Annotated in this window: 16 protein-coding genes; 6 read left to right on the top strand and 10 right to left on the bottom strand. The window is 70.6% G+C overall.

Annotated elements, in window-relative coordinates:
• Positions 1 to 93 precede the first annotated feature (93 nt).
• On the bottom strand, positions 94 to 1,017 hold the full coding sequence (locus ACQPYK_RS32950) for an aldo/keto reductase (RefSeq protein WP_433239588.1): 924 nt from the start codon (positions 1,015 to 1,017) through the stop codon (positions 94 to 96).
• Positions 1,018 to 1,121: 104 nt separating this feature from the next.
• Between ACQPYK_RS32950 and ACQPYK_RS32945 the strand changes: the two genes are divergently transcribed.
• On the top strand, positions 1,122 to 2,162 hold the full coding sequence (locus tag ACQPYK_RS32945; protein ID WP_433239585.1) for an alpha/beta hydrolase: 1,041 nt from the start codon (positions 1,122 to 1,124) through the stop codon (positions 2,160 to 2,162).
• Between the two features lie 98 nt (positions 2,163 to 2,260).
• Positions 2,261 to 2,854 (top strand): TetR/AcrR family transcriptional regulator, encoded by a 594-nt coding sequence (locus tag ACQPYK_RS32940; RefSeq protein WP_433239582.1) that lies wholly within the window; start codon positions 2,261 to 2,263, stop codon positions 2,852 to 2,854.
• Between the two features lie 60 nt (positions 2,855 to 2,914).
• On the opposite strand, the gene ACQPYK_RS32935 is transcribed toward ACQPYK_RS32940, so the two are convergent.
• The 3 genes from ACQPYK_RS32935 to polX all read right to left on the bottom strand — a co-directional run bounded on the left by ACQPYK_RS32935 (position 2,915) and on the right by polX (position 7,637).
• Positions 2,915 to 4,405: a WS/DGAT/MGAT family O-acyltransferase gene (locus ACQPYK_RS32935; RefSeq protein WP_433239579.1), complete on the bottom strand. Its 1,491-nt coding sequence runs from the start codon at positions 4,403 to 4,405 to the stop codon at positions 2,915 to 2,917.
• A 259-nt stretch (positions 4,406 to 4,664) separates the two neighbouring features.
• Positions 4,665 to 5,873: a sulfite oxidase gene (locus ACQPYK_RS32930; protein WP_433239576.1), complete on the bottom strand. Its 1,209-nt coding sequence runs from the start codon at positions 5,871 to 5,873 to the stop codon at positions 4,665 to 4,667.
• Between the two features lie 81 nt (positions 5,874 to 5,954).
• Positions 5,955 to 7,637, bottom strand: coding sequence for a DNA polymerase/3'-5' exonuclease PolX (polX, locus tag ACQPYK_RS32925; protein WP_433239573.1), 1,683 nt, complete (start codon positions 7,635 to 7,637; stop codon positions 5,955 to 5,957).
• Positions 7,638 to 7,794: 157 nt separating this feature from the next.
• Here polX and ACQPYK_RS32920 point away from each other — a divergent pair, with 157 nt between their 5' ends.
• On the top strand, positions 7,795 to 8,184 hold the full coding sequence (locus ACQPYK_RS32920; RefSeq protein ID WP_433239570.1) for a VOC family protein: 390 nt from the start codon (positions 7,795 to 7,797) through the stop codon (positions 8,182 to 8,184).
• Positions 8,185 to 8,335: 151 nt separating this feature from the next.
• Here the strand turns inward: ACQPYK_RS32920 and ACQPYK_RS32915 are convergent, their stop codons facing one another.
• The 6 genes from ACQPYK_RS32915 to ACQPYK_RS32890 are packed head-to-tail and all read right to left on the bottom strand — an operon-like array spanning position 8,336 to position 13,199.
• The gene (locus tag ACQPYK_RS32915; protein ID WP_433239567.1) at positions 8,336 to 9,082 is read right to left on the bottom strand and encodes a copper homeostasis protein CutC; all 747 of its coding nucleotides are present in this window, start codon (positions 9,080 to 9,082) and stop codon (positions 8,336 to 8,338) included.
• Complete coding sequence (locus tag ACQPYK_RS32910; protein WP_433239564.1) at positions 9,079 to 10,065, bottom strand: asparaginase; 987 nt, start codon at positions 10,063 to 10,065, stop codon at positions 9,079 to 9,081. Before ACQPYK_RS32910 ends, ACQPYK_RS32915 begins: the two co-directional genes overlap by 4 nt.
• Complete coding sequence (locus ACQPYK_RS32905) at positions 10,058 to 10,882, bottom strand: amino acid ABC transporter permease (protein WP_433239561.1); 825 nt, start codon at positions 10,880 to 10,882, stop codon at positions 10,058 to 10,060. The genes ACQPYK_RS32910 and ACQPYK_RS32905 overlap by 8 nt, the downstream gene beginning before the upstream one ends.
• Entirely contained in the window at positions 10,879 to 11,523 is a 645-nt protein-coding gene (locus tag ACQPYK_RS32900) for an amino acid ABC transporter permease (protein ID WP_433239558.1), read from the bottom strand. Before ACQPYK_RS32900 ends, ACQPYK_RS32905 begins: the two co-directional genes overlap by 4 nt.
• Entirely contained in the window at positions 11,523 to 12,449 is a 927-nt protein-coding gene (locus tag ACQPYK_RS32895; protein ID WP_433239555.1) for a glutamate ABC transporter substrate-binding protein, read from the bottom strand. Before ACQPYK_RS32895 ends, ACQPYK_RS32900 begins: the two co-directional genes overlap by 1 nt.
• A 21-nt stretch (positions 12,450 to 12,470) precedes the next feature.
• The gene (locus ACQPYK_RS32890; RefSeq protein ID WP_433239552.1) at positions 12,471 to 13,199 is read right to left on the bottom strand and encodes an amino acid ABC transporter ATP-binding protein; all 729 of its coding nucleotides are present in this window, start codon (positions 13,197 to 13,199) and stop codon (positions 12,471 to 12,473) included.
• Between the two features lie 104 nt (positions 13,200 to 13,303).
• Here ACQPYK_RS32890 and ACQPYK_RS32885 point away from each other — a divergent pair, with 104 nt between their 5' ends.
• From ACQPYK_RS32885 to ACQPYK_RS32875, 3 genes are all read left to right on the top strand, one after another.
• Complete coding sequence (locus tag ACQPYK_RS32885; protein ID WP_433239549.1) at positions 13,304 to 14,461, top strand: ROK family protein; 1,158 nt, start codon at positions 13,304 to 13,306, stop codon at positions 14,459 to 14,461.
• 129 nt (positions 14,462 to 14,590) lie between these two features.
• Positions 14,591 to 15,190 carry a sulfite oxidase-like oxidoreductase gene (locus ACQPYK_RS32880; RefSeq protein ID WP_433258981.1) on the top strand — a complete coding sequence of 200 codons (600 nt, stop codon included), beginning with the start codon at positions 14,591 to 14,593 and terminating at the stop codon, positions 15,188 to 15,190.
• On the top strand, positions 15,160 to 15,918 hold the full coding sequence (locus ACQPYK_RS32875; protein WP_433239546.1) for a ferredoxin reductase: 759 nt from the start codon (positions 15,160 to 15,162) through the stop codon (positions 15,916 to 15,918). The genes ACQPYK_RS32880 and ACQPYK_RS32875 overlap by 31 nt, the downstream gene beginning before the upstream one ends.
• Position 15,919 lies beyond the last annotated feature (1 nt).

Raw genomic sequence — 15,919 nt, 5'->3', positions numbered from 1 at the left:
CGGGCCCCTCGCCGTGCGGGCCGTAGGCGATCCGCACGAGGACGTCTCATCGCACGGCGGCCGACGGGAGGTCCCGGCCCGAAGGCGGAGAGCTCAGCGGGAGGCCTCGTCGAGCGTCGCCAGCTCGTCCTCGCTCAGGGTCAGCCCGGCGACCGCGAGCAGCGGCTTGAGCTGCTCGACGTTGCGGGCGCTGGCGATCGGCGCGGCCACCGTGGGCTGGGCGGCCAGCCAGGCGAGCGCGACGGCGGCCGGGGCGACGCCGTGGGTGGCGGCGGCCTTGCCCAGGGCGTCGAGCACCCGCGGGCCTCGCTCGGTCGCCAGGTATTTCGACGCCTGGCCCGCCCGGGGACTGTCCACCTCGACCCCCGGCTGGTATTTGCCGGTCAGGAATCCGCGGGCCAGGCCGTAGTACGGCGTGCTGGTCAGCCCGGCCGAGACGACCACGTCGCGCAGCGCGCCCTCGTAGCCGCGTTCCATCAGGTTGTAGGGCTGCTGCAGCACCCCGTAGCGGGCCAGGCCGTCCCGTTCGGAGATCGACAGCGCCTCGGCCAGCCGCTCGGGGCCGTAGTTGGAGGCGCCGATGTTGCGGATCTTGCCCTCGCGTACCAGGGAGTCGAACGTGCCGAGGGTCTCCTCCAGAGGCGTCTCGGCGTCGTCGATGTGCGCCCAGTACAAGTCGATGTGATCGGTCCGCAGCCGTCGCAGCGAGTCTTCGACGGCCGCGCGGATGTTGGCCGCGGACAGTCCGGGACGGCTGTCCAGCATGCCGACCTTGGTGGCCACCACGATCCGGTCGCGGTTGCGGCGAGCGGCCATCCACTCGCCGATGATGGTCTCCGACTCTCCACCGGAATGGCCGGGAACCCACTGGGAGTAGACGTCGGCGGTGTCGACGAAGTTGCCGCCCGCCTCGGCGTAGGCGTCCAGGACGGCGAACGAGGCGTCGCGGTCCGCGGTCCAGCCAAATACGTTGCCGCCCAGACAGAGTGGGAAGAGGTTCAGCTCGGAAAAACTCATGTTCGCCACTCTATTCCTCGATAATCGCGCACTTCCTCGGCATCCCCGGCGACGGCCGGAACGTTATTATGTGCGGCGTCAATAGGGATTGCGGGAGGCATCTGATGGCGCCCGGTTCACGGCTACGCGGACTCTTCATCGGTGCTGTGATCGCGGGCGGGCTGTTCGTCCTGGTCGTGGCCGCCACGATCGCCCTGCTCACCAACCAGCGCCACCCGACCCCCCGACCGGCCGACGTCACGGCCTCCGAATCCTCCGAACCCTCCGGGCGGCCGTCGAAGACCCCCGGGGGCCTCGAGGTCGTCAAGGAACAGCGGCTCGACGAACGCCGGATGGAGTTGACCCTCCGCTCCACGGCCATCGACGACGTCACCAAGGTCCGGCTGCTGCTGCCCGAGGGGTGGTCCAGGGAATCCGGTAAGAGCTGGCCGACGCTCTGGCTGCTCCACGGAGGCCTGGACGGCTACCAGGCGTGGTCGAAGTCGGACATCGCGGAGCTGACCGAGAAGGCGCAGGTCATCGTGGTGATGCCCGACGGAGGCAGGTGCGGCAGCTACTCCGACTGGTACAACGGCGGCGACGGCGGCCCGCCCCGATGGGCGACCTACCATCTGAAGGAACTGCTGCCCCTGCTGGAGAGGCGGTATGCGGCCAACGGAGAGCGGGCCGTCGCCGGATACTCCATGGGCGGGCAGGGGGCGATGCTCTATGCCGCGACCGGAGAGTTCAAGGCCGCGGCGTCCTTCAGCGGTGCGGTGCACACCCTCATGCCCGGGGTCGATCTGGCCGTCATGCTCGGCACCACGGCGGGCTGCTTCGGCACCGACTGGAAGCGGATCTGGGGCGACCCCCACGGTGACCGTGAGATCTGGCAGGCTCACGACCCCTACTACCTGGCGGCCAGGCTCCGCGGGGTCCGGCTCTACGTGGCCGCCGGCGACGGCGGGAAGAAGCGGGGCGAGATCTTCGGCGACATCACCGAGGAACTCGCGGACAAGGCCGCCAGAGCCTTCGCGGGCCGGCTCAAAGAGCTCGGTGTTCCCGTCGAGACCCACTTCTACAGCGGCCGTCACAACATGACCTACTGGAACAGGGAGCTCCGTCGCGCGCTGCCGATGCTGCTCGGCTCCATCGGCGCCGGATGAGTGCGCCGGATGAGGCCGACGCGAACAGCGCGGACGCCTACGGCACTCTTCCCGTCACGGCATGGGAATCCGGCTCGGAGAGGGGCTATCGTCAAGCTGTGGGCAGCCTCAGACAGCGCTCCGGCAGGTCAGGGCGGGCGCGCGACCCCTCAGATCCCGGCGCGCGCACGCGCATTCTCGACGCCGCCGAGGAACTGTTCGCCGGAGGCGGTTACGAAGCGACCCCGACGGCGGAAATCGCCCGGCTGGCCGACGTGCCCAAGGGGCTCGTCTTCCACTATTTTCCCAAGAAGATCGACGTGCTGGTCGCGCTGATCGACGAGCGCACGCTCGTGGAGGAGTCTCCCGAGGTGGAGGCCGTCCCCGGCGACGCGGTGGGAGCCCTGTCGCGGCTGGCCCGGCGCCTGCCGCTCAGCGCCTCCCCGGCGATGCGCCGCATCCTGTTCCGCGAGGCCGACACGCACGGTTCGGTCCGTGACCGGCTCGGCCGGCTGAACGGCGAGATCATCCGGCGGGCCCGGTTCGCGCTGGAGCTGGCGCTGCCCACGGCGCGCGGCGACGCCGCCCGGCTGGAGGTGGCCGCGGTCACCTTCGCCGCGGTGCTGCTCTACCAGGAGAACCTCTGCCAGCTCACCGGCCACCACATCGATCCCGACGCGGTCGCCGAGCTGATCGCCCACGCCCTGGGATGAGGTTCCCGGCCGCCCGGTGAGCGCCGAAAACCCCTTGAGGGTGGGTTCGCCGCCGTAGCCTCAGGCCGGGACCATCTCTGCCGGCCTGGGAGCCTGCGGGTCCGGAACCGGGCCGGCCGACGCCGTCAGCTCATCCATGGCCTCCTGCAGATGACCCATCAGCCGCCACACGTCTTCCATCCGGCCGGGGCAGGTCAGGACGCCGAAGTTCAGTGAGCCGTCGTAGGAGAAGCAGGTGATGTTGACCCCGCCGCTCACGTCGGTGAGCACCGACATCGGGTAGTAGGCGAGCACCCGGGCGCCGCACAGATACAGCGGGAGCTGCGGTCCCGGCACGTTGGAGATGATCAGGTTGATCGGCGGCAGCACGATCGAGGCCAGCCGGAAGAGCGCGGGGGTGGCGAGGGCGGCGACGGCGGCGGGCAGCACCGAGGACAGCTCGCTCAGCCATGTGGCGGGGGCGCCGGCGAAGCGCCGCTTGGCCGTGCGCATCGTCTGTCCCATGGTCCGCAGACGGTCGAGTGGGTCGTCGACGTCGGTCGGCATCGGGGCGACCATGACGGACAGCCGGTTGCCGACCCTGTCCTGGGTGTCCGACGCGCGGACCGCGACCGGGACGGCGGCGATCAGCGGCTGGTCCGGCAGGGCGCCGTGCTCGCGCAGCCAGGCACGCAGCGCCGAGGCGCACAGCGTCATGACCACGTCGTTGACGCTCATTCCGAAGGTGGTGGCGACCCGCTTGACGTCGGCGAGCGGGATCGAGCCGTAGGAGAAGCGCCGTCCGGCGCTGATCGGGCCGTTGAACGGCGTCCGCGGGGCGGACAGGGAGGGCATCTCCGGAAGCTCTCCGGAATCCCCCCGGATCATCCTGGTCGCGGCGGCCACCGTACGGGCGCCGGGAAGAGCCGCGGCCACCGGGATCGCGTCGAGGTCGGCCACCATCCTGGCCAGCGAGCGCAACGCTCTCGCCGGATGGGTCACCGACCGGGTCACGGCCGCGGCGAGCATCGTCGCCGGCCCCGGAACGGTGGTCGCCGGCGCGGACGCGGGCGGTCGGACCGCCCGCGGTTCGGGGGTGAGGTCCAGGAGGGCCGCCAGGGCGTCGGCGCCCGACACCCCGTCGATGGCGCAGTGGTGGACCTTGGCGTAGAGGGCGGCCCGGCCGCCGGTCAGCCCCTGGATGAGGTGCATCTCCCACAGCGGGCGGCTCCGGTCCAGCCGCCGCTCGTGGAGCCGGGCGATCTCCTCGGCCAGTTGCGCCTCGTCGCCGGGCAGCGGGAGGGTCACCTCGTGCACGTGATCGGCGACGTCGAGGTCGGTGGCCTCCGTCCAGTAAGGGTGGTCGAGGCCGAACGGCACGCCGGCCAGGCGCATGCTCAGTGCCGGGGCGAGGTGCAGCCGCCCGCGCAGCAGCTCGATCAGAGCCTGACGTGTGACCACACCCGCGGGCGCTCCAGCCGGGTCCAGGATCGCCACCCCGGCGACGTGAGCCGTCGTGGTCGCCGATTCGGCATGCAGGAATTGCGCGTCGAGTGCGGTCAGCTGGCGCATCGATCGGGCCTCCAGAGGAAAAGCGGGCAGGGACGGTCTGGCCATCATCGCTCCGGTTCGTTTCCACCTCGTTTCCACCGGGCGATCTGGGGAGTCTTTCAGATGAAATCCGATGAACCGGTCGTCGATTTTGGCCTGGAGCCTTACTCGATCATCGAATATGAGCGCTGTTCAGGGGAAATGTCCGGCGCCTTTCGGGCGGGTAAGAGTTGTGTATGAAATTTCTCTGTGATTGATGTGGTTCGTGAGTGGTTTTCGATTATCCGTTCACGACCGTCACGGGATGGTGCACGACGCCGTCGAACATGTAGCCGTAGTCGTTGTGCGGGGTCCGCATCGGCTGGACGGCCCCGGTCTCGTCGGTGGCCCGGGACAGCAGGGTGTGCGGGCCGGGTCGCCCCGGGTTCCAGGTGATGTGCCAGCGGGTCCAGGCCGGCACGACATGCGGGCCGCGCAGTTGGGCGCGATGCCAGGTCTCGCCGCCGTCGAAGCTCACCTCCACTCCGGCGATCCGGCCGTGGCCCGACCACGCCCGCCCGCGCAGCACGTGCGGGCGCCCGGCCGCCAGTGTGGCGTTCCACGGCAGCTCGAAGGCGCTTCTGACCCCCTGGACGGTCAGCGGGGCGCTGCCCTCCGGCGGGTAGGCCTCGCCGAACATCCGGTAGAACTCGGTGTTCCACGGTGAGGCGAGCGGTGAGGCGGAGACCTCGATGTCGCCCACCCACTTGATCGAGGCCAGGCCGATCCAGGAGGGGACGACCAGCCGTACCGGGTAGCCGTGATCGGGTGGGAGCGGCCGGTCGTTCATCTCGTAGGCGAGGATCACGTCGTCGAGTGCTTTGGACACCGGAATCGGGCGGCGCACCCGGCCGTGGTTCACCCCGTCGCTGACGTATTCGGGATCGAGGCCGCGCGGCATGACGTCGACGGCGTCGGGGGTCAGGCCGGCCCGCTCCAGCACCGTCGCCAGCGGCACCCCGCGCCAGCGGGCCACTCCGATACCGCCCAGCCGCCAAGGGGTGCCGGAGATCTCCTGGTCCTGCTGGGTGGCGAAGAAACTCCGGCCGTTGCCCGCGCACTCGATCGCCGCGTCCCGCGTCACCGCGGGCAGCGCGAGCAGCTCTTCGTAACCGAAGCTGCGGGGATTGCTCAGGCCGGTGCCGTGCAGTTCCAACCGCCAGGTCGCCGCATCGATGATCGGCGTCGAGGTGTGGTTGCGCACGAAGAAACGATCGTTGGGCACGTGGTAGCCGACGTCGCGCATCGCCTCCCAGCGCATCTCGGCGTTGGTTCCGTGCGCGATGAACGTCTCCGCCGGCAGCGGCTTGACGATCCCCGGAGAGGAGACTCCGGGGACCGGCTCCCCGCCGACGGCCGCGAGGCGGAGCCGGTCGCGCCTGCCCGGAGCGGGTTGCCCCGCGCGTGCGCGCCGGTGAACGGCCTCGTCGTTCAGGTCCTCGTACGGCATGCGGCACCTCTCCTTCGCTTACATCTATTTCCTACCAAAAAACCATGTAATTTACGAAGGGGGGTGACGCCTTTGTTACTGTCAGCGACCCAAAAAGGTTAGCAGCCTCTCCACCGGCCAGGCGTTGATCACGTCGTCGGCGGTGAGCCAGGCGCGCTGGGCGATGCCGACGCCGAATCGCTGGTTGTCCAGGTGGGGCACCGCGTGGGCGTCGCTGTCGATGGAGAACTTCACGCCGTGGTGGCGCGCCAGCCGTACCAGGTCGGCGGGCAGATCAGAGCGGTCGGGGAAGGAGTCGATCTCCATCGCGGTGCCGGTGCGGGCGGCGGCGCGGAACACCGCCTCCCAGTCGGCGTCGACCGGCTGGCGCCTGCCGATCCTGCGCGTGGTGGGGTGACCGATGATGTGCACGTGCGGATTTTCGCACGCGGTGATGAACCGACGGGTCATCTCCTCACGCGACTGGGTGAAGTGCGAGTGCACGCTCGCCACGCACACCTCGAAGCCCGCCAGCACCTCGGCAGGCCAGTCGACCGAGCCGTCGGGGGCGATGTTGAGCTCGGTGCCGTGCAGCAGCCGCATGTCCGGGTGCTGCGACTGGAGCCGGCGCAGCCGCTCGCGCTGCTCCAGGGCCTTGTCCAGGGTCATCCGCTGCATCGCCAGGTCGGGCGCGTGGTCGGTCACCGCGTAATAGGAATGGCCGCGCGCGCGGGCCGCCGCGACCATGTCCTCCAGCGAGGCGATGCCGTCGGTCAGGTCGGTGTGGGTGTGCAGGTCGCCGCGCAGGTCGTCGGTGGTGATGAGCGCGGGCAGCTCGCCTTTGAGGGCGGCGGCGATCTCCCCTCCGTCCTCGCGCAGCGTCGGGGGGATCCACGGCATGCCGAGCGCCCGGTAGACGTCCTCCTCGTGCTCGGCCGCGATCAGCCGCTCACCGTCGAACAGGCCGTATTCGGAGAGCTTCCAGCCCTTCTTCACCGTGATCTCGCGCAGGTGCACGTTGTGCTCCTTGGAACCGGTGAAATACTGCATCGCGGCGCCCCACGACTCGGCCGGGACCACGCGCAGGTCCACCTGGACGCCCTCGGTGGTCCGGATCGAGGTCTTCTTGTCGCCCGAGGCGATGACCTCCGCGACGTAGGGGCTGCCCTTGAAGTCGTCCATCAGGGAGGTGGGGCCGACCGCGAGGATGTCGATGTCGCCGATGGTGTCCTTCATCCGGCGCAGCGATCCGGCATAGGCGATCCGCTCGGCGGGCAGCGAGGCGACGATCCGCTCGGCCAGGTCCATGGCCACGCCGATGTGCACCCTGGCGCTGGTCTGCTCGAGCTGCTCGATGCCTCTGAGCAGGTTCTCCTCGGTCTTGGGGCCGAAGCCCTTCAGACCCTTGAGCCGCCCCTGCCCGATGGCCTCGGCGAGCGACTCGGGGGAGTCGATGCCGAGCTCCTGGTAGAGGAAGATCGCCTTCTTCGGCCCTAGCGACGCGATCCGGGTCAGCCTCCGCACCCCTTCGGGGACCTTTCCGCGCAGGTCGTCGAGCTGCCGGAAGCTTCCCCTCCCGAGGTATTCCTCCACCTTCTTGGCGATCGCCTCACCCACCCCCGGCACGCTCCGCACCGCCGTGGTCGCGATGTCCTCGGGGAAGCCCGCGATCGCCTTGGCGGCCTTCTGGTAACTGCGCACCCGGAAGGCGTCGCCACCGCTCATCGCGAACAGCTCGGCGTATTCCTCCAGGGCGGCCGCCACAGCGTCATTAGCTCGTGCCATGGGGCCAGCCTAGAAGATCGCACCGACGTTTCCGGCGCCTCCGGCCGACGGATCGGGGGCCGTCGGGCGTAGGCCGAAGGTCTGATGTCCTCACGCGGCCTCCGGCCGTAGTGTTCGAAGCGCGAGCCCACTCCGAAGACGACCACCGGGAGGTCCCGTGCCAGCGCAGCTCGACCACACGATCGTGCACAGCAGCGACCGTTTCGCCTCCGCCCGCTTCCTCACCGGCCTGCTCGGCGCACCCGAGCCCCGGGCCTACGGGCCGTTCGCCGCCGTCCCGCTCGCCAACGGCGTGACCGTCGACTACGCCGACTTCATCTCCTCCGACCGGATCATCGCCCAGCACCTGGCGTTCCTGGTCTCCGAGGACGAGTTCGACGAGATCTACGCCCGGATCACGGCGCGCGAGCTGCCCCACTGGGGAGGCCCGGGCCATGCCGAGCCCCAGCAGATCAATCATCACCACCACGGCCGGGGCGTATACGTCGACGACCCCGACGGGCACTCCCTCGAATTCCTCACCCACCCCTACATCATGGATGAGTGATCGCCCTCGTCCTCGTGGCCGGCGGCACCGGCCACGAGGACGCGGGTGAGCGTCGTCGGCGGTGGAGCGGCGCCGGTGGCCACCGGCGCCGCTCAGTCGTCAGGCTCAGTCGTCAGGCTCAGTCGTCAGGCTCAGTCGTCAGGCTCGGTCGTCAGGCTCCGGAGGCCGAGATCACTTCGGAGACCAGGCCGGCCGAGGTGACCAGCCGGGCGTACTCGGGCTGACGCAGCTCGCCGCCCATGAACGGGTGCGGATTGCGGTGGACGGCGGGGCTGGGCGCGTCCACCAGTGCGGCGAAGTGGATCTCCTTGACCCTCGTCGCCTCCACCACGCGGCTCACGTTGCGGGGCGTGATGCCGCCGCCGGGCATGATGATCACACCGTCGCCCGCGCGCTCGACCAGGGAGGCGATCAGCGGCGCGCCCTCCAGCGCGGTGGTGTCCTGGCCGGAGGTGAGCACCCGGTCGACGCCCAGCGAGGCGAGCGTGTCGAGGGCGGCGAACGGGTCGGCGGTCATGTCGAAGGCCCGGTGGAAGGTGACCGAGAGGTCCCCGGCCGCGCCGATGAGCCGCTTGGCCACCTCGGTGTCCACCTCGCCGGCCGGGGTCAGCACCCCGATCACCACGCCGTGGGCGCCCGCTTCCCGGGCGGTGACCGCATCGCGTTCCATGGCCGCGATCTCGTGGTCGTCATAGATGAAGTCACCGCCCCGGGGGCGGATGATCACGTGGACGCGGATCGACGAGACCGCCGCGAGGGTCGCCTCGACGGTGCCGAGGGTCGGGGTGAGGCCCCCTTCGAAGAGCGCCGAGCACAGCTCGACCCGGTGCGCTCCGGCCTGTTCGGCCGCCAGCGCGCCTGCCGTGCTGTCAATGCAGATTTCATATGTAAGGCTCATTTATCCCTCAAAGCGTGGATTTCGCCGACCGGGAGACCCCCGCCCAGCACCGGAACACTCGCGAACTCCTCGGCCGCCGCGACGTCGCCTCCCGCCGCCCGGAGCGTGGCCAGCGCGATCGCGGTCGTGGCCCGCGGGCTGCCGTCGATGACCTTGACCGCGGCCGCGTGCCCGTCGGCGAGCGCGACGACGAGCACGCCTTCGGCTCCGCCCTTCGCCACCGCCCCGGGCAGCGCCCGCATCAGGGAGGTGTTGACGTGGCCGGTCCCGCCGACGTATTCGGGATGCTCGCGCATCGCGTCGGCGACCAACCGCGGCGCCGTCCCCGCCGTGGCGAGAACCAGGCGCTGCACGGCCCGCGCCAGCCCGGCCAATGACAACCCGAACAGCGGCGCGCCGCAGCCGTCCACGGCGACGTGGGCCGCCTTCTCTCCCGACAGCTCCTCCACCACTTCCCGCACCCGCCGCTGCACCGGATGGCCGGCGTCGAGGTAGGAGTCGACCGGCCACCCCGAGACGGCGCAGGCGGCGAGCATCGCGGCGTGCTTGCCCGAGCAGTTCATCCGCTCGCGGGAGGCCGGCAGGCCGTCGCGGATCAGCGCGTGCCGGGTCGCCTCGTCCTCCGGCCAGTCGGCGGGGCAGCCGAGGGCCTCCAGCCCCAGGCCCGCCTCGCCGAGCATCTCGGCGACCAGCCGTACGTGGAAGTCCTCGCCCGTGTGGCTGCCGGCGGCGATGGCCAGGCGCGGGCCGCGCAGGTCCGCGCCGGACAGCAGGCACGCCAGCGCCTGGAACGGCTTGGCCGACGAGCGCGGCAGCACCGGGGCGTCCACCAGGCCGCGGGCGACGGCGACGCCGCCGTCGGGGGCCAAGGCCACGGCGCTGCCGTAGTGCACGCTCTCCACGAAACCCGAACGCACCACCTCGGCGAGCGGAACGAAACCGGGACCGGAGCGCTCCCCGGCGAGCTGGACGAGATCAGGCACGGGCGAGTCTCCTTCGCGGTCGGCGGGTACGCGGCTGGCGGGCTTCGAGAGTGCGGGCGAGCTTGGACAACGACGCGTTGACCACCAGGTAGATCACCGCGACGACGATGTAGGTCTGGATGAGCAGGCCGTTGTAGGTGGCCAGGACCTTGCCGCTGTAGAGCAGCTCGGCGTAGCTGACCACGAAGCCCAGCGAGGTGTCCTTCAGCAGGCCGACCGACTGGCTGACGATCGAGGGCAGCACGCGCCGGGCCGCCTGCGGAAGCACGATCATGCGCATGGTCTGACCGTGGGTGAGTCCGACGGCCAGACCCGCCTCGCTCTGGCCGCGCTCGACCGACAGGACTCCGGCCCGGAAGATCTCCGCGAACGCCGCCGCGTTCGAGACCGCCAGCGGCACCACGAGCTTCCAGAACAACGGCAGGTCGAGCCCGTAGCGCGGCAGGGCGAACAGCACGACGTAGACCAGCAGCAGTGCCGGGACGGTCCGCACGACCTCCACGTACACGGCGGCGGGCGCGCGCACCCACCGGCGCAGCGACAGCCGTCCGAGGGCCAGCGCCAGCCCGGCCGCCATCGCCAGCGCGGCCGAGACGACCGCGGCCAGCACGGTGGACCACAGCCCGCCGAACAGGTAGCGCCACATCGGCCACGTCGCGTACGGCTGCCAGCGGTCGGCGCCGAGCTGGCCGTTGGCGGCGAACTGGCGTACGGCCAGCACCAGCAGGGCCACGACCGCGACCGCCCCCACCACGGTCGCGATCCGGATCCTGCGGCGGGCACGCGGCCCGGGCTCGTCGAAGAGCAGGTCGCTCACCGGACCATCACCAGCCGTCGTTCGAGCCGCCCGGTGACGAATCCGGCACAGGCGGCGATCAGCGCGTAGGCCAGGCCCGCCCCGACGAAGATCGGGATGGGCTGGGCCTCCATGAGGTTCACCCGGTTGGCCGCGGCGGTCAGATCGACCACGCCGACCGCGGCCGCGAGCGAGGTGTTCATCGTCAGCGCGATGAAGATGTTGCCCAGCGGCTGGATCACCGTGCGCAGTGCCTGCGGCAGGATCACATGGCGCAGGGACTGGCCGAAGGTCAGCCCGAGCGCGCGGGCCGCCTCACCCTGCCCGGTGGAGACGGCGTTGACGCCCGAGCGCAGCGCCTCGGCGATGTAGGCGGCCTCGTAGAGCGCGATGACGACGATGGCCGTCGCCAGCAGGCCGGCCTTGATCCCGATCTCCGGCAGGCCGAAGACGGCCAGCACCAGCAGCACCAGGAGAGGCAGATTCTGGAAGGTCTCCACGTAGGCCGTGCCGATCCCACGCAGGACGCCGACCGGGCTGACCCGCATGGCCGTGATCACGAGCCCCATGACCGCGGCGCCGGCGAACGACGCCGCGGTCAGCTGGAGGGTCACGATCAGGCCCTGCCAGAACTCGGGCAGGTGATCCAGGATCGCCGACATCAGGAACCCGGAACCGATCCGATCTGCGGCGGGGTGGGAGCCTCGCCCTGCACGACCGTGCCGAGAGAGCTCTTCCAGATCCCCTGCCAGAGTCCCTCACCCTGGATCTTCTTCAGCCAGTCGTTGACGAACTTCTTGAACTGGTCGTCGCCGTGCTTGAGGCCGATGCCGTACGGGTCGGTCGTGAACGGGCTGCCGACGACCTGGATCGACGGGTCCTTCTGGGCGTCGGCGACCAGGAGCGTCTCGTCCTGCACGTAGGCGTCGCCGCGCTCCTGCTTGAGCGCCTGGACGCACTCGGGGTCGCTGCCGAACGTCACGATCTTGGCTTGCGGGGCGATCTTCTTGATCGCGGGGATGGCCGGGGTGTTGGCTCCGGCGATGACGGTCTTGCCGTTCAGGTCCTCCGGCTTGGCGATGCCGCTCGTGCCCTTGCGGACCGCGAGGCTCAGACCCGAGGAGTAGTACGGCCCGGCGAAGGCGACCTGCTTGGCCCGTTCCGGAGTGATCGTGTAGGTCTGGAAGACGACGTCTACGGTGCCGTTGCTCAGCAGCGCCTCGCGGGTCTCCGAGGCCGAGTTGACGATCTTCACCTTGGGCTCGCCGATGATGTACTTGGCGAGCGCCTTGCCCATGGCGGCGTCGAATCCCTCGACCTCGCCGGTCGTCGGGTTCTGCTGGGACAGCAGCGGGGCGTCGAGCGACCCGCCGACGATCAGCTCGCCGCGCTGCTTGATCTTCTCCATCGTGGAGCCGGGCAGGATGTCGGCGGCGGCGGCCACCGGCGCCTTGGCGAGCAGGTCACCGCCCTTGGCCTCGCCTGGCACGCCCGGCACCGCCGAGCTGCCCGAGTCCGTGCCGGAACAGGCCGAGAGACCGACCATTGCCACGGCGGCGACAGCGGCCATCCGCTTCATGGACACCATCGGGCCCACCATCCTTTGCGATCAGTGAGTGAGTACCTTGGCCAGGAAGTCCCTGGCCCGGTCCGTCGTGGGAGCTTCGAAGAAGACGTCGGGCTCGCCCGTCTCGACGATCTGGCCGCCGTCCATGAACACCACGCGGTCGGCGGCCCTGCGGGCGAAGCCCATCTCGTGGGTGACGACGACCATGGTCATGCCGTCGGCGGCGAGCCGGACCATCACGTCCAGGACCTCGCCGACCATCTCCGGGTCGAGCGCCGAGGTGGGCTCGTCGAAGAGCATCACCTTGGGGCGCATGGCGAGCGCGCGGGCGATGGCCGCCCGCTGCTGCTGGCCACCCGAGAGCTGCGCCGGAAGCTTGCCGGCCTGCTCGGCGATGCCGACGCGCGCCAGCAGCTCCCGAGCGGTCCGCTCCGCCTCGGCGCGGCCGACGCCGCGCACCTTCATCGGCGCGAGCATGACGTTCTCCAGCACGCTCTTGTGCTGGAAGAGGTTGAAGGACTGGAAGACCATGCCGACGTCGGCCCGCAGCCGGGCCAGCTCGCGACCCTCCACCGGGGCGGGGACGCCGTCGATGAGGATCTCGCCCGTGCCCGCGCTCTCCAGCCGGTTCAGGCAGCGGCACAGCGTGGACTTGCCGGACCCCGAAGGGCCGATCACCACGACGACCTCGCCCTGCGCCACCTCAAGATCGATGTCGCGCAGCACGTGATGATCGCCGAACCATTTGTTCAGCCCTTGTACCTGAATCATTGCCGTCTTCCTTCGAAATCGAAGATAAAGCGGAACGTAATGGATGATTCTGAGTTAAGTCAACACGTTGCTGTAGTAAGTACAGACGTGGTATTCCTCTGTTCATGTCAGGCAAAGAGAGGTTGCCCGTGCGGGGCGCCCAAGGCGATCTCCTGCGCCTCGTCGCCACCGGCCGCGCCGAGTCGCGTGCCGAGCTGGCCCGTCTCTCCGGCCTCGCGGCGTCGAGTGTCTCGCTGCGCGTCGAGGAGCTGATCGGCGCCGGACTGCTCGTGGAGGAGGGAGCCGGCACCTCACGCGGCGGGCGGCGACCACGGCGACTGCGGGTCAGCCCCACCGCCGGGCTGCTCGCGGTGGCCGACCTCGGAGCCCACCACGCCCGCCTGGGCCTGCTCGACCTCAGCGGCACCCCACTGGTCGTCGAAGAGCGCCCCTGCGACATCGCGCTGGGCCCGGAGGAGACCCTCGACTGGATGGCGGCCTCGTTCGACGAGATGCTGCTGGCCCACGGCCCGCCCGGCGTCCCCCTGCGCGGGGTCGGCACCGGCATCCCCGGCCCCGTCGACCCCGCCAGCGGCCGCGTGGTGTCCCCCTCGCGGATGCCCGGCTGGAACAATTTCCCCGTCGCCGAGCACCTCGGCGCGCACTACGACCTGCCCGTGCTCGTCGAGAACGACGCCAACCTCCTGGCCGTGGGCGAGGCCCGCGCGTGGCCGGGCTGTGACAACCTCATGGTGCTCAAGGCCGGCAGCGGCATAGGGTGCGGCGTGATCGTCGACGGTCGCCTGCACCGGGGGCGCGGCGCGGCCGGAGACATCAGCCACGTCCGGGTCAGGACCGACTCCTCCGTCGTGTGCTCCTGCGGCCATCCCGACTGCCTGGAGGCCTACGCCAGCGGGGCGGCGCTGATGAGCGCCCTGACCGAGCAGGGCATCGTCATGCGGCGGCCCGCCGACGTCGTCGCCGCCGTCAACGACGGCGTGCCCGAAGCCACCGCCCTGGTCAGGAACGCCGGCCGGCTCATCGGCGAGGTGCTCACCGTCCTGGTGAACTTCCTCAACCCCGACGCCATCGTGGTCGGCGGCAGCCTGTCCACGGCCGAGCCGCTGATCTCGTCGATCCGGGCCGCCGTCTACGAACGATGCCTGCCCCTGGCCACCCGCGACCTGGAGATCTCCGTCACGCGCGCGGGCCCCGACGCCGCGCTGCTCGGCGCCGGATCCCTGCTCCTGGACGCCGCGCTCCTGGACGCCGTGCCGGCCTGACGGGCGCCCGGCCCGCCCCCGGCGCGGCCTGGCCAGGCGAGATGTGATGGGATCGAACATATTCGTGTGATGCGCTCTACCGGCGGGCCACGGTTGTATCGGCCTGTCTGAGATGGGGAGGTGGGCGTCATCGGTATCGTCTCGCCCGGATTCTTCGGCCGCCGCCGCGGCGGCACCCCGGACCTGCCGCCGGGGCAGTACCTTACCGAGGATTTCCCTGTCCTGTCGGCCGGGCCCACGCCCCACGTGCCCAAGGAGAGCTGGAACCTCACCGTCACGACCGAGGCCGGCGCCACGCGCCGGTGGGACTGGGCGGAGCTCACCGCCCTGCCCATGGAGCGGATCACGGTGGACCTGCACTGCGTCACCAAGTGGTCCAAGCTCGCCACCGCCTGGGAAGGCGTCTCGCTGGACACCCTGCTCGACGGGGTGGAGACCTCGGCGGAGTACGTCCTGGCGCACTCCTACGGCGGCTACACCACCAACCTCCCCCTGGAAGACCTGCTCGACGGGCGCGCGTGGATCGCCGTCCGCTACGACGGCGAGGATCTCACTCCCGAACACGGCGGTCCCGCCCGGCTGCTGGTGCCGCACCTGTATCTGTGGAAGAGCGCCAAGTGGGTGAGCGCCCTGCGCCTCCTCAACGAGGACCACCCCGGATTCTGGGAGAGCGTCGGCTACCACAATTACGGAGACCCATGGCGCGAGCAACGGTACTGGGGCGACTGACCTGGCGGGTCGCCACCGTCGCGGTCGTCCGCGACGAGACCGCGAGCGCGCGCACGATCGTCCTGGACGTGCCCGGTTGGCCCGGCCACCTGGCGGGCCAGCATGTCGACGTACGGCTCACCGCCCCCGACGGCTACTCCACCCAGCGGTCCTACTCCATCGCCTCGGCCCCGCAGAGGGACCGCCTGGAGCTGACCGTCGAGGGGCTGCCGGACGGCGAAGTCTCCTCCTACCTCACACAGGTGCTCTCCGCAGGCGACCCCCTGGAGGTGCGGGGGCCGATCGGCGGCTGGTTCGTCTGGCGCCCGGAGTCACCCGAACCGGTGCAACTGGTCGCCGGCGGCTCCGGGATCGTCCCGCTCATGGCGATGATCCGCACCCGCGCGGCGGACACGGCCCCGGCGCCGTTCCGGCTCCTGTACTCCGCGCGCGACCCCGAGGCCGTGCTGTACCGCGACGAGCTGAGCGGCTCGCGGCGCAACGGTTCCGGCCTGGACATCACCTACGCCTACACCCGCCGGACGCCGCGAGGCTGGTCCCGCCCGCCGGGGCGCGTCGACGCCGGCCTGCTGACCGCGGCCGTCTGGCCGCCCGAGCTGGAACCGGCCTGCTTCGTGTGCGGGCCGACCGGCTTCGTCGAGACCGTCGCGGACCTGCTGGTCACCGCCGGCCACGACCCGGCCCGCATCCGCACCGAGCGGTTCGGCCCCGGCGGAGGACGGCCGTGAC

This window comes from Streptosporangium sp. CA-135522 (assembly GCF_050949235.1).
In the GTDB taxonomy this organism is placed as follows: Bacteria; Actinomycetota; Actinomycetes; order Streptosporangiales; family Streptosporangiaceae; genus Streptosporangium.
Note: the sequence above shows the minus strand (reverse complement) of the source record. Positions and strands in the feature narration are given on the sequence as shown.